The sequence below is a fragment of the Cellulosimicrobium sp. 22598 genome (assembly GCF_052044445.1).
GTDB classification, from domain to species: Bacteria; Actinomycetota; Actinomycetes; order Actinomycetales; family Cellulomonadaceae; genus Cellulosimicrobium; species Cellulosimicrobium cellulans_G.
The window spans coordinates 79,405-102,366 of record NZ_JBQEMZ010000003.1; the positions used below are offsets into that span (position 1 = coordinate 79,405).

At 74.8% G+C, this 22,962-nt stretch carries 19 protein-coding genes; 11 read left to right on the forward strand and 8 right to left on the reverse strand.

Annotated elements, in window-relative coordinates; all coding sequences use genetic code 11:
* The first annotated feature begins 12 nt into the window (after positions 1-12).
* Together ACTJIY_RS04695 and ACTJIY_RS04700 are read left to right on the forward strand one after the other, a co-directional pair.
* The gene (locus ACTJIY_RS04695) at positions 13-1,017 is read left to right on the forward strand and encodes an urease accessory protein UreD (RefSeq protein WP_440673733.1); all 1,005 of its coding nucleotides are present in this window, start codon (positions 13-15) and stop codon (positions 1,015-1,017) included.
* 1 nt (position 1,018) lies between these two features.
* Complete coding sequence (locus ACTJIY_RS04700; RefSeq protein WP_440673734.1) at positions 1,019-2,065, forward strand: energy-coupling factor ABC transporter permease; 1,047 nt, start codon at positions 1,019-1,021, stop codon at positions 2,063-2,065.
* A 127-nt stretch (positions 2,066-2,192) separates the two neighbouring features.
* On the opposite strand, the gene ACTJIY_RS04705 is transcribed toward ACTJIY_RS04700, so the two are convergent.
* Positions 2,193-2,687, reverse strand: a complete 495-nt coding sequence (locus ACTJIY_RS04705; protein WP_253052656.1) for a GNAT family N-acetyltransferase — start codon at positions 2,685-2,687, stop codon at positions 2,193-2,195.
* A gap of 440 nt (positions 2,688-3,127) precedes the next feature.
* On the opposite strand from ACTJIY_RS04705, the gene urtA reads away from it, so the two are divergent.
* The 7 genes from urtA to uca all read left to right on the forward strand — a co-directional run bounded on the left by urtA (position 3,128) and on the right by uca (position 13,145).
* Positions 3,128-4,393 carry an urea ABC transporter substrate-binding protein gene (gene urtA, locus ACTJIY_RS04710; protein WP_440673735.1) on the forward strand — a complete coding sequence of 422 codons (1,266 nt, stop codon included), beginning with the start codon at positions 3,128-3,130 and terminating at the stop codon, positions 4,391-4,393.
* A gap of 190 nt (positions 4,394-4,583) precedes the next feature.
* Complete coding sequence (gene urtB / locus ACTJIY_RS04715) at positions 4,584-5,468, forward strand: urea ABC transporter permease subunit UrtB (RefSeq protein WP_353708479.1); 885 nt, start codon at positions 4,584-4,586, stop codon at positions 5,466-5,468.
* Positions 5,465-6,700 (forward strand): urea ABC transporter permease subunit UrtC, encoded by a 1,236-nt coding sequence (urtC, locus tag ACTJIY_RS04720; RefSeq protein WP_440673736.1) that lies wholly within the window; start codon positions 5,465-5,467, stop codon positions 6,698-6,700. Before urtB ends, urtC begins: the two co-directional genes overlap by 4 nt.
* On the forward strand, positions 6,697-7,641 hold the full coding sequence (gene urtD, locus ACTJIY_RS04725; RefSeq protein WP_440673737.1) for an urea ABC transporter ATP-binding protein UrtD: 945 nt from the start codon (positions 6,697-6,699) through the stop codon (positions 7,639-7,641). Before urtC ends, urtD begins: the two co-directional genes overlap by 4 nt.
* Complete coding sequence (gene urtE, locus ACTJIY_RS04730; RefSeq protein ID WP_253052664.1) at positions 7,641-8,333, forward strand: urea ABC transporter ATP-binding subunit UrtE; 693 nt, start codon at positions 7,641-7,643, stop codon at positions 8,331-8,333. Before urtD ends, urtE begins: the two co-directional genes overlap by 1 nt.
* Before the next feature lie 120 nt (positions 8,334-8,453).
* On the forward strand, positions 8,454-9,152 hold the full coding sequence (locus tag ACTJIY_RS04735) for a GntR family transcriptional regulator (RefSeq protein WP_155097874.1): 699 nt from the start codon (positions 8,454-8,456) through the stop codon (positions 9,150-9,152).
* 207 nt (positions 9,153-9,359) lie between these two features.
* Positions 9,360-13,145: an urea carboxylase gene (gene uca, locus ACTJIY_RS04740; protein ID WP_440673738.1), complete on the forward strand. Its 3,786-nt coding sequence runs from the start codon at positions 9,360-9,362 to the stop codon at positions 13,143-13,145.
* 22 nt (positions 13,146-13,167) lie between these two features.
* On the opposite strand, the gene ACTJIY_RS04745 is transcribed toward uca, so the two are convergent.
* The 4 genes from ACTJIY_RS04745 to ACTJIY_RS04760 form a co-directional block, all read right to left on the reverse strand.
* Positions 13,168-13,461 carry a WXG100 family type VII secretion target gene (locus tag ACTJIY_RS04745; protein WP_237840153.1) on the reverse strand — a complete coding sequence of 98 codons (294 nt, stop codon included), beginning with the start codon at positions 13,459-13,461 and terminating at the stop codon, positions 13,168-13,170.
* Positions 13,462-13,584: 123 nt separating this feature from the next.
* Complete coding sequence (locus ACTJIY_RS04750) at positions 13,585-14,316, reverse strand: HD domain-containing protein (protein ID WP_353708483.1); 732 nt, start codon at positions 14,314-14,316, stop codon at positions 13,585-13,587.
* A 247-nt stretch (positions 14,317-14,563) separates the two neighbouring features.
* A complete protein-coding gene (locus ACTJIY_RS04755; RefSeq protein WP_353708484.1) occupies positions 14,564-16,258 on the reverse strand; it encodes a sensor histidine kinase in 1,695 nt (564 codons plus the stop codon).
* A complete protein-coding gene (locus ACTJIY_RS04760; protein ID WP_253052672.1) occupies positions 16,255-16,992 on the reverse strand; it encodes a response regulator transcription factor in 738 nt (245 codons plus the stop codon). The genes ACTJIY_RS04755 and ACTJIY_RS04760 overlap by 4 nt, the downstream gene beginning before the upstream one ends.
* A gap of 117 nt (positions 16,993-17,109) precedes the next feature.
* Here ACTJIY_RS04760 and ACTJIY_RS04765 point away from each other — a divergent pair, with 117 nt between their 5' ends.
* The gene (locus ACTJIY_RS04765; RefSeq protein ID WP_440673739.1) at positions 17,110-18,339 is read left to right on the forward strand and encodes a winged helix DNA-binding domain-containing protein; all 1,230 of its coding nucleotides are present in this window, start codon (positions 17,110-17,112) and stop codon (positions 18,337-18,339) included.
* 81 nt (positions 18,340-18,420) lie between these two features.
* Here ACTJIY_RS04765 and ACTJIY_RS04770 read toward each other — a convergent pair whose 3' ends face one another.
* Positions 18,421-19,020, reverse strand: coding sequence for an NYN domain-containing protein (locus ACTJIY_RS04770; protein ID WP_353708486.1), 600 nt, complete (start codon positions 19,018-19,020; stop codon positions 18,421-18,423).
* 92 nt (positions 19,021-19,112) lie between these two features.
* Here ACTJIY_RS04770 and ACTJIY_RS04775 point away from each other — a divergent pair, with 92 nt between their 5' ends.
* Positions 19,113-19,871: a type 1 glutamine amidotransferase gene (locus ACTJIY_RS04775; protein ID WP_440673740.1), complete on the forward strand. Its 759-nt coding sequence runs from the start codon at positions 19,113-19,115 to the stop codon at positions 19,869-19,871.
* 77 nt (positions 19,872-19,948) lie between these two features.
* On the opposite strand, the gene ACTJIY_RS04780 is transcribed toward ACTJIY_RS04775, so the two are convergent.
* Complete coding sequence (locus tag ACTJIY_RS04780) at positions 19,949-20,752, reverse strand: PspA/IM30 family protein (protein ID WP_440673741.1); 804 nt, start codon at positions 20,750-20,752, stop codon at positions 19,949-19,951.
* A 96-nt stretch (positions 20,753-20,848) separates the two neighbouring features.
* Positions 20,849-22,897, reverse strand: coding sequence for a TPM domain-containing protein (locus tag ACTJIY_RS04785; protein ID WP_440673742.1), 2,049 nt, complete (start codon positions 22,895-22,897; stop codon positions 20,849-20,851).
* Between the last annotated feature and the right edge of the window lie 65 nt (positions 22,898-22,962).

Sequence of the window (22,962 nt, forward strand, 5' to 3'; positions counted from 1 at the left end):
GGCGAGGCGCCGATGGACGACGTGACGCGCGTCGGCGCGTACCGGGAGGCGGGTCGCGTGCGGTGCGACCTGCGTCCCGGCGCGCTGAGCCCGCGCGTCCTGTCCGCGGGGCGCGGCACCACGCGGGTGGCGCTCGTGGCGACGCGCGCGCTGCTCCTCGGGGGCGACCACGTGCGGGTCGAGGTGCACGTGGGGGAGGGCGTCGAGCTCGAGCTCGTCGAGGTGTCGGGCACCGTCGCGTACGCCGGGCGCGGCCGGTCGGCGTCGTGGGACGTCGACGTGCGGGTCGAAGCCCGCGGCCTCCTCGTGTGGGACGCGCTGCCGTTCGTCGTCGCGGACGGGGCCGACGTCGCGCGCTCCACGCGCGTGACGCTGGCCGCGGGCGACGCGCATGGTGCAGGGGGCGCCGCGCTGCTGCGCGAGACGCTCGTCCTGGGCCGCTCCGGAGAAGCAGGAGGGTGGCTGCGCTCGCGCACGCGTGTCGACGTGTCGGCGCCGGGTGCCACCCGGACATCCGGTGGTGTCGGCGGGACCGGTGAGTCGGCGGCGCCGGAGGGGTCGGGACCTCCATGGCAGAACGACCCGGCAGGGCCGGAGCACGTGCGCGAGCTCTTCGTCGAGGACCTCGACCTCGGCGACGACCGCGCACTGCCCGGGATCCTCGGCGACGCTCGCGTCGTCGACTCGGTGCTGTGCCTCGGCACCCGGCCGCCCGCGCCCGCCTCGGTCCCCGAGGAGACCACCGCGCCTCGCCGTCCACCGCCGCGGACGTCCGCACCCTTCGGGCCTCTGCGGCTCGACCTCGACGGACCCGGCGCGGTCGCCCGCCACCTCGGCGCGAGCACCCACGACGCCGGCATCGACGTCGTCGTGGCGGCCTGGACGACCGCGGCCCGGGCGGCCCGGGCCGCCGTCGCCGGCCTGCCACGCGACGCCACGCCGTCCCCGAGCGTCGCCGCACCCGTGGACACCGACCACACCGACCCCCGCACGACACTGCTGACGACAGGAGCCTGACATGCACGTCCCCGACCACTTCCTGAACGACCCCACGTCGGCGACGACCGCCGTCGTCTCCCTCGCCGCCGTCGGCTACGCCGCGTACCGGGCGCGCGAGGACCTCACCCCGCGCCGCATCGCCCTCACGGCGGCGACGACCGGGTTCGTCTTCGCCGTCCAGATGCTCAACTACCCCGTCGCGGCGGGCACGAGCGGGCACCTCATGGGCGGGGCGCTCGCGGCGGCGCTCGTCGGGCCGTGGCTCGGCGTGCTCTCGGTGACGCTCGTGCTGCTCGTCCAGTCCCTCGTCTTCGCCGACGGCGGTCTCACCGCGCTGGGGACGAACGTGCTCCTCATGGCGGTGGTCGGGACCCTCGTCGGCTGGGCGATGACCCGCGGGGTGCTGCGGCTGACGCGCGGCCGGGGCGCGGCCGGCTCGGCGGGCGTCGGGGCGCTCGTGAGCGTCCCCGTGTCCGCGGCGGTGTTCGCCGGGCTGTTCGCCGTCGGCGGGACGGTACCGGTCCCGGTGGGCGAGCTCGTCGGCCAGATGCTCTCCGTGCACGCGGTGATCGGGCTCGGCGAGGCGCTCATCACGGCGGGCGTCGTCGGACTCGTGCTCGCCGTCGCCCCGGGAGCCGCTGCGGTCGAGGGCGTGGCGCGCTCCGCGGCGAGCCGCGCCGTCGTGCCCGACGCCGCGGCCTCGTCGGGTGCAGCGATCTCGCCTCGTCCTCTCGGGTCGCTCGCCGCGGCACCCGCAGGCGCGGTGCGCCGCGCCGTCCTCGCGCTCGGCTCGGGCGCGCTGCTCGCCGCGGTCGTCGTGTCGTCGTTCGCGGCGGCCACGCCGGACGGCCTCGAGGCGACGGCCGCGTCGGTCGGCTTCGCCGACGCGGCGCGCGACCACGCATTCGCGGGGATGCCGCTCGCCGACTACGGCGAGGCCGGCGGGATCTTCGTCGGCGTCGCGGGCCTCGTCGGCGTGGCCCTCGTCGTCGCGCTCACGGCCGGGCTCCTCGCCACCGCCCTGCGCGCGACCACCCGCCGCGCGGTGACCGCACCGGCCGCCTGACGAGCGTGCGCACCCGCGGAAGACCACCGAGGGAGAGCCCTGGTCGGCCGAGGGAGAGCCCTGGTCGGCATCGGTTGATGAGCAGGCTGCGCCTGGCGCCCCCGCGCTGCCGCTCCTCGGCCTCGCCCTACCGGACCAACCGGATCTCGACGATCCCGCCGAAGCGGGTGTCGGCATGCCGAGGCCCGTCGGGCTCGAACCCGTTGCGCGCGTAGAAGCGCCGCGCGCGCGGGTTCTCCTCGGCCACCCAGACCTGTGCCGGCCCGGGCGGGACGACGACGTCGAGCAGGGCCTGTCCCGTCCCCGTCCCGTGGTGCTCGGGCAGCACGTACAGCGCGTACAGCTCGACGTCCCGCACAGGCGCGTGGCCACCGACTTCCCGCGACGGGCCGCCGATGCCGAACCCGACCACCGCGTCGTCCACCTCCGCAACGATGATCCGGCTTCGGCCAGGCGGAGCTTCCGGCCCGAGCCGGCGCTTCCACGACGAGGTGCGTTCCTCGAGGGTGGCGGTCTGCCAGAACGAGTCGGGCACGAGGTCGGCGTAGGTCGCGCGCCACACGGTGTGGTGCACGAGCGCGAGACGCGTGGCGTCGTCGGGCTCGGCGGATCGGAGCAGCACGGGGCGAGCGTAGTCGCGAGGTAGAGCTCCGGTCGCGCGAGGTAGAGACGAGGTTCGAGAACGCTCCACGACCACGGCTCTACCTCGGCCGACTACGGCTCTACCTCGGCAGACCCAGGGCTCTACCTCGGCAGACCCAGGGCTCTACCTCGGCTGACCAGGGCTCTACCTCGGCCGACCGGGGAGTCTGCCTCGAGAGACGTTCCCGGGCGCGTGACCGGATCGTGACCGTGTGACACGTGCCGTTAACAGGACGGGCAGATCGGCCGAAACACGGCGTCACTAGCGTCGACATCAGTGGGCACCGCTACGGGCACAACAACGTATACATGCCTGTACCCGGTGCTCGCGGCGAGCGACCGCCTGCCCGGCGGCCGCCGGCTCCCTGCTGAGAAACCTGCGGAGAACTCCGCTGTGCGACCCTCGCTGAAAGGACTCTCGTGACACCTTCACGCGCCACGACCCGTCTCGCCCCGGCTGCCGCTCTCGTCGCCCTCGCGCTCACGCTCACCGCGTGCGGCGCGAGGACGGAGACCGGCGACGGAGCGGGCGCCGCGACCAGCGCCGCCGAGAGCTGCGTCGACACCTCCGGCGACACCGTCAAGATCGGCTTCCTCAACTCTCTGTCCGGCACCATGGCGATCTCCGAGCAGACCGTCGCCGACTCCCTCGCCCTCGCGGCCGAGGAGATCAACGCCGACGGCGGCGTGCTCGGCAAGCAGCTCGAGATCGTCCAGGAGGACGGCCAGTCCGAGCCCACGGTCTTCGCCGAGAAGGCGGAGAAGCTCATCACGAGCGACTGCGTCGCCGCGGTGTTCGGCGGCTGGACGTCCGCCTCGCGCAAGGCGATGCTCCCCGTCTTCGAGGCGCAGGACTCGCTGCTCTTCTACCCGGTCCAGTACGAGGGCCTCGAGTCGTCGCCGAACATCTTCTACACCGGCGCCACGACCAACCAGCAGATCGTCCCCGCGCTCGACTACCTGAAGGAGCAGGGGGTCACCTCGATCTTCCTCGTCGGCTCCGACTACGTCTTCCCGCGCACGGCGAACAAGATCATCAACGCCTACGCGGAGGCGAACGGCATCGAGGTCCTCGGCGAGGAGTACGCCCCCCTCGGCCACACCGACTTCTCGACGATCGTCAACAAGGTGAAGTCCGCCGGGGCGGACGCCGTGTTCAACACGCTCAACGGCGACTCCAACGTCGCGTTCTTCAAGGAGTACAAGAACGCGGGCCTGGGCCCGGACACCATGCCCGTCGTGTCGGTGTCGATCGCGGAGGAGGAGGTGGGCGGCGTCGGCGTCGAGAACGTCGAGGGCCAGCTCACGGCCTGGAACTACTACCAGACCATCGACAGCCCGGAGAACGCGACGTTCGTCGAGGCGTTCCAGGCCGAGTACGGCGCCGACCGCGTGACGTCCGACCCGATGGAGGCGGCGTACACGTCGCTCTACCTGTGGAAGGGCATGGTCGAGAAGGCGGAGTCGTTCGACGTCGCCGACGTCCAGGAGGCCGCGGACGGCGTCACGTTCGACGCGCCGGAGGGCTCCGTCACCGTGAACGGCGACAACCACCACATCGCCAAGACCGCCCTCATCGGCAAGATCGGCCCCGACGGCCTCATCTACACCGAGTGGAGCTCGGGCGAGCCGATCGAGCCCGACCCGTACCTCGAGGGCTACGACTGGGCCGAGGGCCTCTCCTGACGACTTCGTCGCTCCCGACCCGCTGAGTCCGGCGGGGACCGGGGGTGTGCGTGCCGGGTCTACCATCCGCCCGCTCGTTCCTCGCGGGCTCCCGCCAGTCCCGCCACGACCCGGCACGCACACCCCCGGCCCCCACCTCGGCGGTCACGTCACCCGTCCTGCTACGCACCCACCGGAAGGCACGACGCCCATGGATGTGCTGTTCTCGCAGCTCTTCGCGGGGCTGAGCCTCGGCTCGGTCCTGCTCCTCGCCGCCCTCGGGCTGGCGCTCACGTTCGGCCAGATGGGCGTCATCAACATGGCGCACGGCGAGTTCATGATGGCGGGCGCCTACACGGCGTTCGTCGTGCAGGGGGTCGTCGGCAACGCCGGCGTCTCGCTGCTCGTGTCGCTGCCGCTCGGGTTCCTCGTCGGCGGTCTGCTCGGCCTGCTCCTCGAGGCGACGCTCATCCACCGCATGTACAAGCGGCCGCTCGACACGCTCCTCGTCACGTGGGGCGTCGCGCTCGTGCTGCAGCAGGTCGCGCGCGACGTGTTCGGCGCCCCGAACGTCGACGTGCGCGCCCCGGCCTGGCTGAGCGGCGCCGTCGACCTGTTCGGCCTGGCCGTGCCCAAGACGCGCCTCTTCATCCTCGCGCTCGCGGTCGTCGCGGTCGTCGCTCTCGCCGTCGTGCTCAAGGTGACGCCGCTCGGGCGGCGGATCCGCGCCGTCGTGCAGAACCGCGACCTCGCCGAGGCGAGCGGCGTCTCCACACGGACGACGGACCGCCTGACGTTCTTCATCGGGTCCGGTCTCGCCGGCATCGCGGGGGTCGCGCTCACGCTCCTCGGGTCCATCGGCCCCACGCTCGGCACGAGCTACATCGTCGACGCGTTCCTCGTCGTCGTCGCGGGCGGCATCGGGCAGATCAAGGGCACGGTCATCGCGGCGTTCGCGCTCGGGCTGCTCCAGGCGACCTTCGAGTACTCGACGACGGCGAGCATCGCCAAGGTGCTCGTGTTCGTCGTCATCGTCGTCTTCCTCCAGGTGCGACCCCAGGGCCTCGTGTCGGTCCGGACGAGGAGCCTCGCATGAGCGCCGTCACCACCGAGAGCCCGTCGCGGCTCTCCGCCCTGTACCGCTCGTCACGCGCCCGCGTGATCGTCGGGTTCGCCGTCGCCGCGGTCCTGCTGTTCGCCGTCGCGCCCGCGACGCTCTCCACGTTCCGGCTCGGCCTGCTCGGCAAGTTCCTGTGCCTCGCGATGGTCGCCGTCGGCATCGGCCTCGCGTGGGGCCGCGGGGGGATGCTCACGCTCGGGCAGGGCGTGTTCTTCGGCCTCGGCGCCTACCTCATGGCGATGCACCTCAAGCTTGCCGACGCCGGGCCGGTCGAGGGATCCGGTGGCGTGCCGGACTTCATGATGCTGTACGGCTCGGGCGAGGTGCCGGGCTGGTGGGAGCCGTTCCGGTCGCCGGTCGTGACGATCCTCGCCATCGCGATCGTGCCTGCCGGTCTCGCGGCGCTGCTCGGGTTCGCCGTCTTCACGCGGCGCGTGCGCGGCGCGTACTTCGCGATCCTCTCCCAGGCGCTCGCGGCGGCGTTCGCGATCCTGCTCATCGGCCAGCAGGCGACGACGGGCGGCACCAACGGCCTCAACGGGTTCCGGTCGTTCTTCGGGTACGACCTCGCGGACCCGGTGAACAAGCGCATGCTCTTCTTCCTCGCCGCGGGCGCCCTGCTCGTCATGGTCGCGGTCGCGCGCCAGCTCATGGTGTCGCGGTACGGCGAGCTGCTCGTCGCCGTGCGCGACCAGGAGAACCGGGTGCGGTTCCTCGGCTACGACCCCGCGAAGGTCAAGGTCGTCGCGTACGCCGTCGCCGCGTTCATGGCCGCCGTGGGCGGCGCCCTGTTCGTCCCGATCGTCGGCATCATCTCGCCCGCCGACGTGGGCGTCGTCCCGTCGATCGGGTTCCTCGTCGGCGTCGCGATCGGCGGCCGGGCCACCCTGCTCGGCCCGGTGCTCGGGTCGATCGCCGTGAGCTGGGCGCAGACGAGCCTCTCCGAGGCGTTCCCGTCCGGCTGGATCTACGCGCAGGGCGCGCTCTTCATCGTCGTCGTCGCGTTCCTGCCCGGCGGGCTCGCCGAGCTGGTCACGCGGTGGCGCCGCTCGCGCCGCGGCACCGTGCCCGACGGCGGCGCACCCGACCCGGCAGACGGCGGCACCGCGGCCGGGGGCCGCCCGGGCGAGCCGGACCCTGGTGACCCGACGGCCGAGGCGCCGACCGCCGTCGACCACGACCCCGCCACCTCCGGGAGGATCGCATGACCACGCAACCCACCGGACCGGCGTCGGGCACGGCGCCGGCGCCCGAGGCGGGCGCCGTCCTCGAGACCGGCGTCGCGGGCGACGGGCTCGACCTCGAGGCGGCGCAGTCCGTCCTCGGCGTCGACGACTCGCGCTTCCGGCACGACTACCTCGAGGTGCGCGACCTGCGCGTCGAGTTCGACGGGTTCGTCGCCGTCCAGGGCGTCGACCTCACCGTCACCGCGGGGGACCTCCGGTTCCTCATCGGGCCCAACGGCGCGGGCAAGACGACGATCGTGGACGCGATCACCGGTCTCGCCAAGGCGTCGGGGTCGGTGCAGTTCGGCGGGGTCGACCTGCTCGGCAGGAAGACGCACCGCATCGCGCGGGCCGGCGTCGGGCGGACGTTCCAGACGGCGAGCGTGTTCGAGGAGCTCAGCGTGCTCCAGAACCTCGACATCGCCGCGGGGGCGGGCCGCGGGCCGCTCGCGCTCCTGCGGCGTCGGACGTCGACGCCCGAGGCCGTCGAGCAGGCGCTCGAGACCGTGGGCCTCGCGCACCTGCGCGACGTCCAGGCCGGGATCCTCGCGCACGGGCAGAAGCAGTGGCTCGAGATCGGGATGCTGCTCGTCCAGGACGCTCGCCTGCTGCTGCTCGACGAGCCCGTCGCGGGCATGAGCCAGGCCGAGCGCGAGCAGACCGGGGAGCTGCTGCAACGGATCGGCGCCCAGCGGACGGTCGTGGTCGTCGAGCACGACATGGAGTTCCTCCGGGCGTTCGCGTCCTCGGTGACGGTGCTGCACCTCGGGCAGGTGCTCGCCGAGGGCACGTACGCCGAGGTGCAGGCCGACCCGCGCGTGCAGGAGGTCTACCTCGGCAGCGCGGGCGCGACCCGCGGAGCCCGACGGCGGGGCGCGGCGCCCACGTCGGCGGCCCCGACGACCGACGAGAAGGAGGCGTGATGCTCGAGCTCACGGGCTTGCACGCGGGCTACGGCCGGACGATGGTGCTGCACGGCGTCGACCTCGCGGTGCCGACGGGCGGTGTCGCCGCCGTGCTGGGGCACAACGGCGCCGGCAAGACGACGCTGCTGCGGACCGCGCTCGGGCTGCTCAAGGCCCGGTCGGGGCGCGTCGTGCTCGACGGCGAGGACGTCACCCGGCTGCCCACCTATCAGCGGGTGCGGCGCGGTCTCGCGTACGTGCCGCAGGGGCAGCAGTCGTTCGGCGACCTCACGGCGCGCGAGAACCTCCAGCTCGTCGCCGACACGTCGCGCGAGGGGCCGCGACGCCTCGACGAGGCGCTCGACCTGTTCCCGGCGCTGCGCGGGCTCCTCGGCCGACGGGCCGGGCTCCTGTCCGGCGGGCAGCGGCAGCAGCTCGCGATAGCGCGCGCCCTCGTCACCGGCCCGCGCGTGCTCGTGCTCGACGAGCCGACCGAGGGCATCCAGCCGTCCGTCGTCACCGAGATCGAGGACGCGATCCTCACGCTCACCGACGCGGGCGGCCTGTCGGTGCTGCTGGTCGAGCAGCACGTCGGGTTCGCGCTCGGCGCCGCGCGCGACTACGTCGTCCTGCAGTCCGGGCGCGTGACGAGCCGGGGGTCCGGCGGCGAGGCCGCCGAGGAGAGCGTCCGTGCCGCGATGGCGGTGTGACGGTCCGGGCGGCGTCGACCGGTCGCGTGCCGCGCGACGGCCGGACGGGGCGGCGCGGTGCGAGAGGATGGAGGCAGGGCAGGAGCACGACGCACGGGCCGGACGACCAGGAGACGCCGCATGGACATCGTGACCGCGCCGGAACCGGCAGCGACCTCGCTGCGCGACGCCGTCTACACACGGCTCCGCGCGGAGATCCTCAACGGCCGGGTCGACCCGCGCGAGCGGCTCACCGAGCCCAAGCTGAGCCGGCGGTTCGAGGTGTCGCGCACCCCGGTGCGCGAGGCGTTGTCCCGGCTCCTGTCCGACGGGCTCATCCAGCGCACCGACTTCGGGTACGCCGTCGTCGTGCCCAGCCTCGCCGAGCTGCGCGACCTCTACGAGCTGCGCGTGACGCTCGAGCTGCGCGGGGTCGAGCGCATCATCGAGAACACCGAGCTGCGCTACGACGCCGACGCGCTGCGCGACGAGCTCGCCCGGTGGGTCGAGCTGCGCGCCGCGCCGCCCGAGCCCGACCCGAGCTTCGTGCTCCTCGACGAGCGCTTCCACACCGTGCTGTCCCGGGCCGCGGGGAACGAGCGGCTGACCGAGGCGCTCGTCGAGGTCAACGAGAAGGTGCGCGCGGTGCGCATGTACGACTTCGTCGAGTCCGAGCGCATCCGGATCACCATCGACGAGCACATCGAGATCCTCGAGCTCGCGCTCGCCGACCGCCTCCCCGAGGCCCGCACCGCGCTCCACCTGCACGTGGGCGAGTCGCTCGCCGTCGTCATGGAACGAGCGGCCCGAGCCCTCTCCCGCATGGCCCTCGCGGTCTGAGGGCCCTGCGCCGAACAGGTGGTCCGGGCTCCTCCTGCTCGGCCGACGCGCCGGGATCGCCTGTTCGGCCTGCCGGGTCGCCTGTTCGGACGTGGTGACCTGACGTCGTGCGGACGACGCCCGGGCGGCACGGACGGGTTCTAGGCTGGGGCCGTTCTGTCCGACGGCGAGGCGCGGCCTCGTCCGCGCACCGGCCCGGGGAGGGCGATGGCCGCCACGCTGCTCGTCGCGAACCGCGGCGAGATCGCCTGCCGCGTGCTGCGCAGCGCGCGGGGGCTCGGGCTGCGCACCGTCGCCGTGCACTCCGACGCGGACCGCGGCGCCCGCCACGTCCGGCTCGCGGACCAGGCGGTGCGGATCGGTCCCGCTCCGGTCGCCGAGTCCTACGACGACGGTCGCCGGCTGCTCGACGCGGCGCTCGCCGCGGGCGCGGACCTCCTGCACCCGGGCTACGGGTTCCGCGCGGAGGACGCCGACTTCGCCGCGGCGGTCGAGGCGGCGGGCGTGGCGTTCGCGGGGCCGACGCCCGAGCAGCTCCGCGTCCTCGGCGACAAGGCGCGCGCCCGGGTGCTCGCGCAGGAGTGCGGCCTCCGGGTGCTGCCCGGGTCGCCGGTGCTGGGCGGGCTGGAGGACGCGCTCGGCTGGGCGCAGGAGATCGGCTTCCCGCTCGTGCTCAAGGACGCGGGCGGCGGGGGCGGGACGGGCGTGCACGTGTGCCGCGACGCGGAGGGGCTCGCCGCGGCGTGGCGGCGGGAGTCGTCGCGCCCGGGGTCGTCCGGGCGGTTGTTCGTCGAGCGCCACGTCGACCGGGCGCGGCATCTCGAGGTGCAGCTCTTCGGCGACGGCGCGGGTCGTGTGGTCTCGCTCGGGGACCGGGACTGCTCGCTCCAGCGCCGCCACCAGAAGGTCGTCGAGGTCGCGCCCGCGCCCGGACTCGACCCCGGCGTCCGCAGGGCCCTGCACGACGGCGCACGTCGCCTCGCGGCGCGCGTCGGGCTGCGCTCCGCCGCGACGCTGGAGGCGCTGCTCGACGTCGGTTCCGGCGAGGTCACGTTCCTCGAGGTGAACCCGCGGATCCAGGTCGAGCACACCGTGACCGAGGAGGTCACCGGTGTCGACCTGATGGGCTGGATGCTGCGCCTCGCCCTCGGCGACACGACCGTGCTCGACGACGTGCCGCCGTCGGGACCCGCGGTCCGGGGGGCGGCGGCGCAGGCGCGCGTCTACGCCGAGGACGTGCGGCACGGCCGACCCGTCGCGGGCACGCTCGCGCGGCTCGACCTCCCGGCCGGGCGCGCGGCGACGGACGACGGCGGCACCACCGCGGACCGGCGGCGCGCGGTCCGGGTCGAGACCGGCGCGAGCGTGGGCGACGAGCTCGGTCCCCACGCCGACCCGTTGGTCGCGAAGGTGGTCGTGCGCGCCGTGTCGCACGAGGCCGCGGTCGCGGGGCTGCGCGACGCGCTGGGCGACGTGCGCGTCGACGGCGTCCCGACGAACGTGTCGCTGCTGCGCGCGGCGCTCGCGGACCCTGCCGTGGTCGCGGGCACGGCGACCACGGCGACCCTCGCCACGGTGCGGGACCCCGCACCCTGGATCGACGTGCTCGACCCGGGAGTCCTCACGACGGTCCAGGACTGGCCGGGACGCACGGGCTACTGGGGCGTGGGGATCCCGCCGTCGGGACCGATGGACGACCTGTCCTTCCGCGCCGGGAACCGCGCGCTCGGCAACCCCGAGGGCGCGGCCGGGCTCGAGTGCACCCTGGCCGGCCCGACCCTCCGGTTCTCCCACGAGGCCACGGTGTGCGTCACCGGCGCGCCGGCGCCCGTCACGGTCGACGGTGCGCGCGTCCGGCAGTGGGAGCCGGTCGTGGTCCCGGCGAGCGGCGTGCTCGCCGTCGGCGCGCCGCACGGCGTCGGGCTGCGGACCTACGTGCTCGTCAGGGGCGGGCTGGACGTCCCGGCGTATCTCGGGTCGGCGGCGACGTTCGTCCTCGGCGCCGTCGGCGGCCAGGCCGGGCGCGCGCTCGGGGCGGGGGACGTGCTGACCCCGGCGGACGGCGCCGCGCTCGGGGGGCGTACAGGACCCGCTGCGGGGCGCCACGCCGGGGCCACCGGTGCGCTGCCCGCGGCGACCGGTGGCCGTCGTCCGGGGACGACGCACGGGCCGGGCCCTGTGCCGACCGGCGACCGTCCCCGGATGGGCCACTCGTGGGAGCTCGCCGTGACGACGGGACCGCAGTCCGCGGCGCTCACGGCGGCGGCGCTGGGCCGGCTGCGGACGTCGTGGTGGCGCGTCCTGCCGCACGCGGACCGGACCGGCGTCCGGCTCGCGGGGCCGCCGCTGACGTGGGTGCGGCCCGACGGCGGGGACGCGGGGCTCCACCCGTCCACCGTGCTCGACAACCCGTACTCGGTGGGTGCGCTGAACATCAGCGGGGACACGCCGATCCTGCTCGGACCGGACGGGCCGAGCCTCGGCGGCTTCGTGTGCGCGCTCACCGTCGTCGCGGGCTCCCGGTGGAAGCTCGGGCAGATGCGCCCGGGAGACGTCGTGCGGTTCGTGACCGTCCACGACGACGGCGCCGACCGGCTGCGTCGAGACGACGCCGCCCGCGCGGCGGCGCGCGTCCCGACCGACGTGCGTGCCGTGCGGGGGCGTGACGCCGACGCGTTCCGCGGGGACGACGTCCCGGCGGCACCGGACCCGGCGCCACGCGTCGGCGGCCGGCCGGCCGTCCGCTACCTGCGCGGCGCCGACGACGCGGTGCTCGTCGAGTACGACGGCGGCGCCGGGCTCGACCTGCACGACCGGCTGCGCGTCCACGCGCTCGCGCAGGGGCTCGAGGCAGCGGCCCCCCGGGGGCTGCTCGACGTGACGCCGGGGGTCCGCACGCTCCACGTGCACGTCGACCCGGACACCCTGCCCGTGCCGGCCCTGGTGGGGCTGCTGCGCGAGCTGGAGCAGGGCCTGCCCCGCAGCGACGCGATCGAGGTCCCGAGCCGCGTGCTCCGGCTTCCGCTGAGCTGGGAGGACCCCGCGATCCGCGACGCCGTCGAGCGGTACGCGGCCGGGGTCCGGTCGGACGCGCCGTGGCTGCCGTCCAACGTCGACTTCGTCCGGCGGGCCAACGGGCTCGCGACCGTCGACGACGTGCGGCGCACCGTCCTCGACGCCGAGTACCTCGTGCTCGGCCTCGGCGACGTGTACCTCGGCGCCCCGCTCGCCGTGCCGGTCGACCCCCGGCACCGCCTGCTCACGACCAAGTACACCCCCGCTCGCACGTGGACCCCGTCCGACGCCGTCGGGCTCGGGGGCGCGTTCCTGTGCGTGTACGGCATGGCGAGTCCCGGGGGCTACCAGCTCGTCGGCCGGACGATCCCCGTCTGGTCGGCGCACGCCCAGCGGCCGCCGTTCCGCCCGGGCGTCCCGTGGCTCTTCCGGTACTTCGACCGGATCGTGTGGGAGCCGGTCGACCCGGACGAGCTCGCCGAACGACGCGCGGCGGCCCGCGCGGGGGTCCTCGAGGTCCCGGTGGAGGACGGGGTCTTCTCCGGTCGCGAGCACGCCGCGCTCCTCGCCCGGGAGGCGGACGACATCGCGGCGGTCGTGGCGGCGCGGCGCGCCGCGTTCGGGCGCGAGGCCGCAGCCTGGGCCGAGGCGGGGGAGCTCGTCGGGTCGGCCGCCCGCGCGACCGCGCGCGGCGGACGCGCGTCCGCCGGCGCGCGCGACGCCGCTGGTGCCTCCGCCGACCTCGACGACCCGTCGCGCACCGTCCTGCGCGCGCCGCTGGGCGGGGTGGTGTGGCGCGTGGAGACGCCGCCGGGGCGACGCGTCACCGAGGGCACGCCCGTGGTCGTGCTCGAGGCGATGAAGCTCGAGCTGCCCGTGCTCTCCCCGTCCGACGGCCACGTCCTCGACGTCGTGGTGCGCCCCGGCGACCACGTGCGCGCCGGCGACCCTCTCGCCGTCGTCGACCTCGACACCTGACACGCCGCCGACGCTCCGGCGCCTAACGCGTCGTGAAGAGCCGCGCGGCCTGCGACTCGGCGTCCGCGTACGTCTGGGCGGCCGCGCCGAGCGCCGCCGTGATGTCGTCGAGCGCGAGCTCGACCTGGTTCTGCGTGGTCTGCCACTGCGTCATCACGCCCGTGAACGACGTCGCCGCCCCGCCGCGCCACGACGCCTGCAGGTCGGTGAGGTGGCGCATCATGGCGCCGACCTCGGCCCGGATCGCGGTCACCGACCCGTTCACCGCCGCGCTCGCCTGGGCCACCCGTGCGCTGTCGACCTCGTACCGGCTCATGTCGTCTCCGTCGTCTCGTCGGCCCGCGGACCGTCCTGTGCCCGACACGCGCCGGGCGACGACGACGCTAACCAGGGGACGCCGGGCGCTGCGGGCAGCGACGGCGTCCCTGTGGACGACGGGTCAGGAGGCCGGGCCTGTGGACGGCGTCGACGCCTCTGCCAGCTTGCGCTGCTCCTTGCGCAGCCGCTGCAGCTCCGCGTCGAGGTTCTGCCGCGCGGGCTCCTCCCACGCCGCGCCGAGCGGGCTCGAGAAGAGCGAGCGGCGGTCGAGCAGCTTCGTGAGGATCGCGATCCGGGCCCGCACGTAGTCGGGCTTCGGGATGTGCGCGTACTCGTCGCGCACGTCCTTGAGGTACTCCTTGTAGCGCTGCGGCTCGGCGGCGAGCATCGCGAGGTCGGCGTCGCACAGCACCGCGCAGTCGAAGTCCGACGCGTCCGGCGCGTGCCGCACGAGGGCGTTCACGAGGTACGCGACGCGGCGGACCGCCGGCTCGGGGACCCCCAGGCTCGTGAGCTCGGCGGTCGCGAGCGTGGCGCTCGCGGACTCGTCCTCGCCGCCCTTGTTCGCGTACGTCGCACGGCCCTTCGCATCGAAGATCGCGCCGTGGTACCAGGCGGCGAGCCGCACCAGGTCGGGGTCGTGGGTCTCCTCGGAGAGCTCGTCGACCCGGCCGAGCACGTCGGCGAGGTGCCGCCGGTTGTGGAAGTGGCGGTCCGGCTGGTCCCAGCGGTCGAGCAGCCCCTGCCCGACGGCGCGGACCTCGTCGTCCGGGGCGGTCGCCCCGGCGCCGCGGGCGCTGCGGACGAACGAGGAGAGGAACCACTGCGGTGCGTCGGCGCTGTAGACGCCCATGAACTTTCGCCTTCTTCGACGGACACTTCGACGGACACGAGGAGATGACGGAGGTCGTCGTCACCAGGTGGGCACCTGGCGCGGAGGCCCCCGCGTCGCCGCGCGGCCTCACGACCAGCCTAGGTCTCGCGGGACGACCCGCCATCGTAGCCGCACTCGGCGCCGGCTCGGGACCGCGGCGAGGACCTCCGCGCGTCACGTCGTGCGGACCGGGGCAGACCCGCAGGTGGGACGGGGTGCGCGTCCGTCAGGAGGCGAGCGGGAGGTCCACGCGGACGGTGAGGCCGCCGCCCGTCGTCTCACGCACCGACACGCGCCCCCGGTGCGCGCCCACGATCGCGGCGACGATGGCCAGGCCCAGGCCCGACCCGCCCGAGGCGCGGTTGCGCGAGGAGTCCGCGCGGTAGAACCGCTCGAACACCCGGCCGCGCTGCTCGTCGGGGACGCCCGGGCCGTGGTCGCGCACCTCGAGCACGGCGACCGTGTCGCGGGCGCCGTCCGGCACGTCGTCGGGGGGCGTCGCGGGGCGGACGGTGCCCAGCGCGATCTCGACCGGCGTCCCCGCGGGCGTGTGGCGCGCGACGTTCCCGACGAGGTTCGCGAGCACCTGGCGCAGGCGGTCCTCGTCGCCGACCACGCGCAGCGCGTCCGGAGCCTGCGCACCGGCCGACAGGCCGACCAGGCGGACGTCCCGGGTCGGGTCGAGCGCGTGCAGGTCCTGCGCGGAGTCGCGTGCGAGCGACACGAGGTCCACGGGCTCGTGCCGCAGCGGTCGACCCTCGTCGAGCCGCGCGAGCGCGAGCAGGTCGTTGACGAGCGTGCCCATGCGGGTCGCCGAGTCCTCGATGCGCCCCATCGTGTCGTCGACCTTGTCGGGCGTGTCGAGCGCCCCCATCCGGTACAGCTCGCCGTAGCCGCGGATCGTCGCGAGCGGCGTGCGCAGCTCGTGGCTCGCGTCGGACACGAACCGCCGCATCCGCTCCTCGGACGCCTCCTGGACCGCGAACGCCTCCTCGATCTGCGAGAGCATCGCGTTGAGCGACGCGGCCAGCGAGCCCACCTCGGTCGTCGGCGGGGCGGGGCGCACGCGCCGCGACAGGTCGCCCGCCGCGATGTCCGCCGCCGTCTCCTCGATCTCGCGCAGCGGGCGCAGCGAGCGGTGCACCGCCAGGAAGGCGATCGCGCCGCCGACGAGCGCGATGCCCAGGGCGGACAGGGCGAGCGTGCGCCCCAGGATCTTCACCGTCTCGTGGATGCCTGTCAGCGGCAGCGCCACGAACGCGCTCTCCACCGCGCCGTCCTCGGTTGGCCGTGTGAGGGCGATGACCCGCCACTGCGTCGGCTGGACGGCCACCCCGAGAGTCGAGGTGGTGGCATCCACGGTGAACGGTTCGCCGTCGAGGGCTCGCAGCTCCGGTTCCGACAGCGCGGGGATGTCGGGGACCCCGTACCGGAGCAGGGTGACGTCGGTCTTGCGCTCGACCTCGGAGCCGTCTGCGAACCGATACAGCACGTAATAGTCGGAGGGCATGGTCGAGGCTGTCCCGGGCAGGCTCTGGAACGGCTCGTTCGCGAGGTCCTGCGCCGTCCGGTTGAGCTGGTCGTCGACCTGCTCGACCAGATAGCTCGACACGACCGTGGTCGTCACCACCGACGCCAGCCCGAGCCCGGCGGCCAGCAGGAGCACCGTGATCGCGACGAGCCGGGCGCGCAGCGGCACGCGCGCGAACCAGCCCCACCCCTCGGTGGGGACGGGTCGGCCGAAGGGGCGCTCCGCCGTCGGGCCGCCGTCGCCCGGCGAGGAGGGAGCCTCCGCCGCGGAGGTGTCGCCCGTGCCCGACGGCGCGGGGCCGGCTGGGGCCGTGCGCGACCCGGGGGGCGGGGGAGGGGGCGGTGGGACCGGTCGGGACCCCGTCGTCGTGCGGTCGGGGCCGGACGTCATGACGTCGTCGGCGGCTGGCGCAGCAGGTAGCCCACGCCGCGCTTGGTGTGGATGAGCGGCGGGAGGGCGACGGGCTCGCCGTCCGGACCGGGGACGGTGAGGTTGTCGATCTTGCGGCGCAGGTACGAGATGTACGACTCGACGATGTTCGCGTCGCCGCCCCAGTCGTACTGCCACACGTGGTCGAGGATCTGCGCCTTCGAGAGCACGCGGCCCGCGTTGAGCATGAGGTAGCGCAGGAGCTTGAACTCCGTGGGGGACAGGTCGACGTCGATGCCCGCGCGGCGGACCTCGTGCGAGTCCTCGTCCATCTCCAGGTCGGCGAACCGCAGCACCGCGTCCTCGACGGGCTCGGCGTGCGTGCGGCGCAGCACCGCGCGGATGCGCGCCACGACCTCCTCCAGGCTGAAGGGCTTCGTCACGTAGTCGTCGCCGCCGACGGTGAGGCCGGTGATCTTGTCCCGCGTGTCGTCCTTCGCGGTGAGGAAGACGACGGGTGTGTGCTGCCCCTTCTCGCGCAGGCGCCGCGTGACGGTGAACCCGTCCATGTCCGGGAGCATGACGTCGAGCACGACGAGGTCGGGGTCGACGTCGCGCACGAGCCGCAGGGCGCTCTGCCCGTCCGCGGCGGCGTGCACCTCGAACCCGGCGAAGCGCAGGGACGTGGCCAGCAGCTCGCGGATGTTCGGCTCGTCGTCGACGACGACGAGGCGTGCCTCAGGCGTGGTGCTCATGCCCTCCAGTGTCCTCCCGCGGTCTGGGAGTCGCCTGGGAAAGGGCTCCACCCGTGGTGCGTTCCGGAGACGCCGTCCGCGCGGTGCGCGTGGGCGGCGTCGGGCAGGATGGCGGACGTGCGGATCACGGTGGACCAGAGGCGGCGGCGACTCGTCGCGCAACAGCTCGCGCTCGCGACGGACCTGCCCGGACGGCCGGCGGCGCGCACCCCCGAGGACGTCGTCGACCGGCTGCTCGCCCTGCACGCCACCGACGCCCCGAGCGTGTACCTCTCCGTCCTCGCGCGCGTCCCCGACCTCGTGCTCGACGACGTCCGGGACGCCGTGTTCCGACGGCGCACCCTGGTGAAGGTGCTCGCCATGCGGCGCACGATGTTCGTCGTGCGGCGCGAGACGGTGCCCGTCGTGCACGCGGCCGCGGCGCTCGCGGTGGCCCGCCGGCTGCGCGCCCACCTGCTCAAGCAGCTCGCGACGCTGCCCACGGACCCGCCCGTCGACGACGCGGCGACCTTCCTCGCCGCCGTCGAGGCCCAGGTGCACGGCGCGCTCGCGGAGCACGGTCCGATGGACGGCGCGAGCCTGTCGAAGGCCGCGCCGCTCCTGCGCACCGCGTTCCTGCCCACCACCGCCAAGACCTGGGACGTGCGCCGCACCATGACGTCCCCGCTCACGGCGCTGCTCTCGGCCGAGGGCGCGGTCGTGCGGGGCGAGCCGCGCGGGTCGTGGTCGTCCAACCGGCACGTCTGGTCGCCGGTCGAGGACTGGTTCCCGGGCGGCATCCCCGCGATGGACGAGGCGGTCGCGCGCACGGCGCTGGCCCGGTCCTGGCTCGAGGTGTTCGGCCCCGCGACGGTCAAGGACCTGTCATGGTGGACCGGCTGGAACCTGCGGGACACGCGCGCCGCGCTCGCGGAGCTCGACGTCGTCGCCGTCGAGGTCGAGACGGGCACGCCCGACGACCCGGCCCCGCAGGCCGGCGTGATGCTGCGCGGGACCGACCTGCCCGGCCCCGAGGAGGCCCCGCTGGAGGGGAGCGTCGCGCTCCTGCCCGCCCTCGACCCGACGACGATGGGCTGGGCCGCGCGCGACTGGTACCTCGGCCCGCACAAGGCCGCGGTCTTCGACACCATCGGCAACGCCGGCGCGACGGTCTGGTGGGAGGGCCGGATCGTCGGGGCGTGGGTCGTGCGCCCCGGCGGGGAGCCCGCGTTCCGGCTGCTCGAGGACGTGGGGTCGGACGCCGAGCGCGCCGTCGCCGCGGAGGCCGAGCGCATCGCGGCGCTCCTCGGCGGCGACGGCGTGACGGCGTCGTTCCCGACGCCCCTGTACCGCGAGCTCCACGCTTGAGCGCCACGGCCACCGTGAGTGCGGGGTAGTCGTCGTCCCGGACGTGCTGCGACGACGACTACCCGGCACTCGGCAGGGCGGTCAGAGATAGCGCAGCGGGTCGAACTCCTCGAGCGGGATGATGCGCACGCGCGGCAGGACGGTCGTGAACGCCCCGGCGTGGTCCTCGAGGTCGAACACCTGCAGCCCGCGCCCCGTGAGCTCGGTGAGCCGCACGTTGACGAACTCGCGGAAGGCGAGGACGCCCACGCGGCGGTCGGGGTCCTCGAGCAGCGTCTCGACCTGCGGCAGGAAGTCGCCGTCGTGGCTCGCGAGGAGCACGTCGCCCGGCTGGTCGACGATCGCGTCCAGCATGCGCTGGATACCGATGTCGACGACCTTCTCGCTGCTCGACCCGGCGAGCGGGATCGGCCGGTAGCCCATCGCGAGCAGCGCCTGCACGAACGACATCGGCATCTGGCCCGACGACGCGTTGAGGAAGAACAGCGGCGTGACGTCCTGGCCCCAGGCCTGACGGGCGAACTCCACGATGCGGTCCCACCGTGGCCGCTCCTCCGGCGCGGGCCGGTGCCCCAGGACGTTCATGCCGAGCGTCGCGTCGATGTTCTCGCCGTCGACGACGAGATAGGTGCGGCGCGGCGTCGTCAGCGTTCGGCCGTCGGGGGTCTGGAGGTCGGACATGCTGGTCAGCCTATCCGCGCGGCGGTCGCCTGCCATGTCCACGACGTGGGTGTTTGCGTCGGGGTACCCCGGAGTGGGTACCGTCGGACCTCGTGACCACGTACGACACCGACGCCACGGCCGCAACCGGAACCGTCCGGATCACGGTCGTCCAGAACTCCCCGGACGTCACGCTCGACGGCTTCGCCGAGCTGCTCGCCGCCGACCTGCGGGTCGTGCGCGCGGACGACGGCGACGCGATTCCGTCGGCGGACGAGGTCGGGGACGGCCTGGTCGTCCTCGGCGGGCACATGTCCGCGCACGACGACGAGCGCGCCCCCTGGCTCCCCGCGCTGCGCGAGACCCTGCTCGCGGCCGCGACGACCGGCGTCCCGACGCTCGGCATCTGCCTCGGCGCCCAGCTCCTCGCCGTCGCCGGCGGCGGCCAGGTCCAGGTCGCCGCGCCCCCGGGGCGCGAGGCCGGCGCGACCCGCGTGTTCTGGCGGGCCGACGCCGAGGCCGACCCCGTGCTCTCCGCGCTCGCCGCGGGCGACGCACCGGTGCGGTACGTGACGAGCATGCACGCCGACGCGATCGTCGACCTCCCGCGCGGCGCCGTCTGGCTCGGGTCGTCCAACATGTACCCCTACCAGGCGTTCCGCCTCGGCTCCGCGCTCGGCGTGCAGTTCCACCCCGAGACGGCGCGCGCGGGCTTCGAGGCGTGGTGCGACGCGTACGACGACGTCGACACCGCCGCCGCACTGGCCGGGTTCGACGAGCACGCGCCGGAGATCCTCGGCGGCGGCCGACGCCTCGCCGAGGCCTTCGTCGCCGAGGTCCGCACGACCGTCGGACGGAGCGTCCCGGCCTGACCTCACGCCGCGGCCCTTCCGCGGGGGAGCGCGCGACCTGGGTTTCTCCTTCGGCGGACCGGGGGTCTAGCGGGCCGTCACCAGTCGGAGGTCGGGGCGTCCTGGGTCGTGGTGCCGGACTCGATCGCGGGCGTGACCTGGGTGGGCGACACCTGCGGGGCGGGGGACGACCCCTGCTTGAGCGCGGCGAGGCGGGCCTCGATCTCGACGGCCTCGCCGGACGTCTCGAGCTCGGCGAACTGGGAGTCGATGCTCGATGCCGCGACCTCGGCCTGGCCGATCGCCTGCGCCTCCTCGCGGCGGACGATCTCCTCGTAGCGCGAGATCTCGCTCGTGGGGTCCAGCACGTTGATCGAGCTGATGGCGCCCTGGACGGTCTGCTGGGCCTGCGCGCTCTTCTGCCGCGCGACGAGGGAGTCGCGCTTGGACTTCAGCTCGCCCAGCTTGTCCTTCATCATCGCGAGGCCGGACTTGAGCTTCTCGACGGACTCGCGCTGGGACGCGATGAGCGGCTCGGCCTGGCGGACCTCGCCCTCGGCGGAGATCTGCTTGCCGAGCGCGATCTTGGCGAGGTTGTCGAACTTGTCGGCGTTGGCGGTGTCGCCCTGCTGCCGGTAGCGGTCGGCCTGCGCGGACGCGGCGGCGGCCTTCTGGCCCCACTCCTGCACGGCGGCGACGTCCTCGTTGTAGTCCTGCTCGGCGAGGCGCAGGTTGCCGATGGTCTGCGCGACGGCCTGCTCGGCGTCGGCGATGTTGTTCGTGTAGTCGCGCACGAGCTGGTCCAGCATCTTCTGCGGGTCCTCCGCGTTGTCCAGGAGCGCGTTGATGTTCGCGCGGGCGAGCTGCGCGATCCGTCCCAAGATGCTCTGCTTCTCCGCCATGGTCGTCCCTCTCTGATGAGCCGTCTCGTGCTGTCGGTGCTGTGTGCTGGTCCGTCTCGTCCGTGGTCCGGTCTGGTCCGGGGGCTCGCAGTCTGGTCAGAAGCGCCCGCCGCGGCCTGAACGCCTGCCCGACGAGCGTCCGCCCGAGCGCCCGCCCGACCGGCCGCCGCCGAAGCCGCCGCCGCCGGAGCCGCCCCCGAAGCTCCCGCCCCCGAACCCGCCGGACCGGCCGCCGCCCCCGCCGCGCAGGATCGAGTCGAGCAGGATGCCGCCGAGCACCATGCCCCCGACGTTGCTCCCGCCGCCGCCACCGCCGAACATCCCGCCGCCCTGCGACGACTGCCAGCTCGACGCGTCCTGCTGGGCGCGCTGCGCGGCGGACTGCGCCTGCGCGTCGGCCTGCTGCGCGCGCTCGAGCGCGGCGACGGGGTCGGTCGGCTGGAGTGCGCGGGCCTCGCCGAGCAGCCGGATCGCCTCCGAGAGCCGGGTGCGTGCCTCGGGCCCGACGGCGCCGCGCCGGGTCTCGATGAAGTCGTTCGTCGCGCGGACCTGCGAGTCGACGCGCGCCAGCGTGTCGCGCAGGAGCGCGTTCGCGCGCGCTGCCTGCTCGGCACGCTCACGGAACGGGGCGAGCGCGGCGTCGAGCGCGGCCTCGGCCTCGGTGAGGCGCCGCAGCGCAGTGAGGGGGTCTCCGCCGTCGCGCGCGGTCCCCGCCGCGGCCGCGGCGGCCTGCGCCTCCGCGAGAGCCGGGGCGACGGCGGGGTCCGCGGGGGCGAGCCGGCCGGCGTCGGCGATGTCCGACGTGATCGAGGCGAGGCCCCGGTCGAGGCGCGGGCCCGACTCGGCGAGGTCCGCGCCGGCCCGGTCGACGGCGTCGAGCAGCGTGACCGCCTGCCCCACGGCGTTCTGCGCCGCCCGGGCGAGGGCCACGGCCGCGGCCCGGTCCTTGCCGGCCAGCGCCTCGCGGCCCCGGGTGACGGACTCGCGGGCGTTCGCGACGAGCGCCTGTGCCTGGTCGGGGTTCTGCGCGACGGACGCGAGCGACGTCGGCGGGTACGTGCGAGCGAGCGCGTCGAGCGTCGCGCGCGCCGGCTCGACGCGGGCGAGGACCTCGCTCGCGCGCTGGTCGGTCTCGTCGAGCACCTGCGGGGCGCGCGCCTGGAGGTCGCGCAGCTCGTCGAAGGTGCGCGACTGGGCGTCGAGGGACGCCGCGACCTCGTCGCACAGCGCGACGATGCGGGCCATCGCGTCCCGGGCCTGCGGCTCGGTCTCGGGGCGGTCGTCGTCGAGCTGCTGGCGCAGCATGAACGCCTCGGAGACCTTCTGCTTGCCCTCGGCGAGCGCGGCGGAGAACTGTCGCGTCGCCTCGAGGCCGAACTGGGCCTGCGCGAAGCCGAGCTCCTGCTCCGAGGTCTTCACGGCGTCGTCGATCGCGACGAGCGCGGCGCTCGCGCGCCGGTTGAGCTCGTCGGTGGGCAGGGCCGCGAGACCACCCTCCGCAGGGACCCCGCCCGGGGTGGTGCGGCGGCGCTTCGCGACCGACCGGACGACCAGCACGACCACGAGGACGAGCACGCCGAGGCCGAGCAGGACCCAGAACCAGGACACGCCCCCGGAGCCCTGGCTCGCGCCGCGCGCGACCTCGGTCGCGGCGATCGCGGCGCCCGCCCAGTCGTCGTCCCGCAGCTCGTCCTCCACCGCGGCGGAGATCCGGTCCAGCTCGGCGTCGGTGAGGGACACGTTGTTGTCGTAGGAGAGCCCGTAGCGGCGGTCCTCGGTCGCGACGGCGAGCAGCAGGTCGTCCACGCCGAGCCCGGACGCGTTCGCCGTGGCGTTCGCCCAGTCGACGCCGTCCATGCCGTCGAAGCTCGCGACGTACACGACGAAGAGCTGGAGGTCGGTGTCCTGCGCGAGGCGGTCGAGCGCGTCCTGGACCGCGTCGGTCCGGTCGCCGAGCACGCCGTCGGGGTCGGTGATCTCGTCGGCGACGTCCATCGGGGCCACAGCGTGGGCGGTCGCGGCGGGGAGGAGCAGGGCGAGGCCGGTCACGAGGGCGACGAGCGCCGCCGCGACGAGGGCGAGCGACGCGCGCGCGCCACGGTCCGCGGCGGCGCGGGGGAGCGAGGGACGGTGGGCCGTGCTCACGCGCCGATCCTTTCCCAGCCCCTGGGGTCCCGCAATCGGGGCCGGGGCGCCGTGGGGCGCACCGC

Coding starts and splice junctions, on each gene's coding strand:
- ACTJIY_RS04695 (WP_440673733.1), top strand. CDS start 13: ATGGACGACGTGACGCGCGTCGGCGCGTACCGGGAGGCGGGTCGCGTG.
- ACTJIY_RS04755 (WP_353708484.1), bottom strand. CDS start 16,258: ATGACGTCCGGCCCCGACCGCACGACGACGGGGTCCCGACCGGTCCCA.
- ACTJIY_RS04745 (WP_237840153.1), bottom strand. CDS start 13,461: ATGAGCCGGTACGAGGTCGACAGCGCACGGGTGGCCCAGGCGAGCGCG.
- ACTJIY_RS04770 (WP_353708486.1), bottom strand. CDS start 19,020: ATGTCCGACCTCCAGACCCCCGACGGCCGAACGCTGACGACGCCGCGC.
- urtC (WP_440673736.1), top strand. CDS start 5,465: ATGAGCGCCGTCACCACCGAGAGCCCGTCGCGGCTCTCCGCCCTGTAC.
- ACTJIY_RS04780 (WP_440673741.1), bottom strand. CDS start 20,752: ATGGCGGAGAAGCAGAGCATCTTGGGACGGATCGCGCAGCTCGCCCGC.
- urtD (WP_440673737.1), top strand. CDS start 6,697: ATGACCACGCAACCCACCGGACCGGCGTCGGGCACGGCGCCGGCGCCC.
- ACTJIY_RS04700 (WP_440673734.1), top strand. CDS start 1,019: ATGCACGTCCCCGACCACTTCCTGAACGACCCCACGTCGGCGACGACC.
- urtE (WP_253052664.1), top strand. CDS start 7,641: ATGCTCGAGCTCACGGGCTTGCACGCGGGCTACGGCCGGACGATGGTG.
- ACTJIY_RS04735 (WP_155097874.1), top strand. CDS start 8,454: ATGGACATCGTGACCGCGCCGGAACCGGCAGCGACCTCGCTGCGCGAC.
- ACTJIY_RS04760 (WP_253052672.1), bottom strand. CDS start 16,992: ATGAGCACCACGCCTGAGGCACGCCTCGTCGTCGTCGACGACGAGCCG.
- urtB (WP_353708479.1), top strand. CDS start 4,584: ATGGATGTGCTGTTCTCGCAGCTCTTCGCGGGGCTGAGCCTCGGCTCG.
- ACTJIY_RS04750 (WP_353708483.1), bottom strand. CDS start 14,316: ATGGGCGTCTACAGCGCCGACGCACCGCAGTGGTTCCTCTCCTCGTTC.
- uca (WP_440673738.1), top strand. CDS start 9,360: ATGGCCGCCACGCTGCTCGTCGCGAACCGCGGCGAGATCGCCTGCCGC.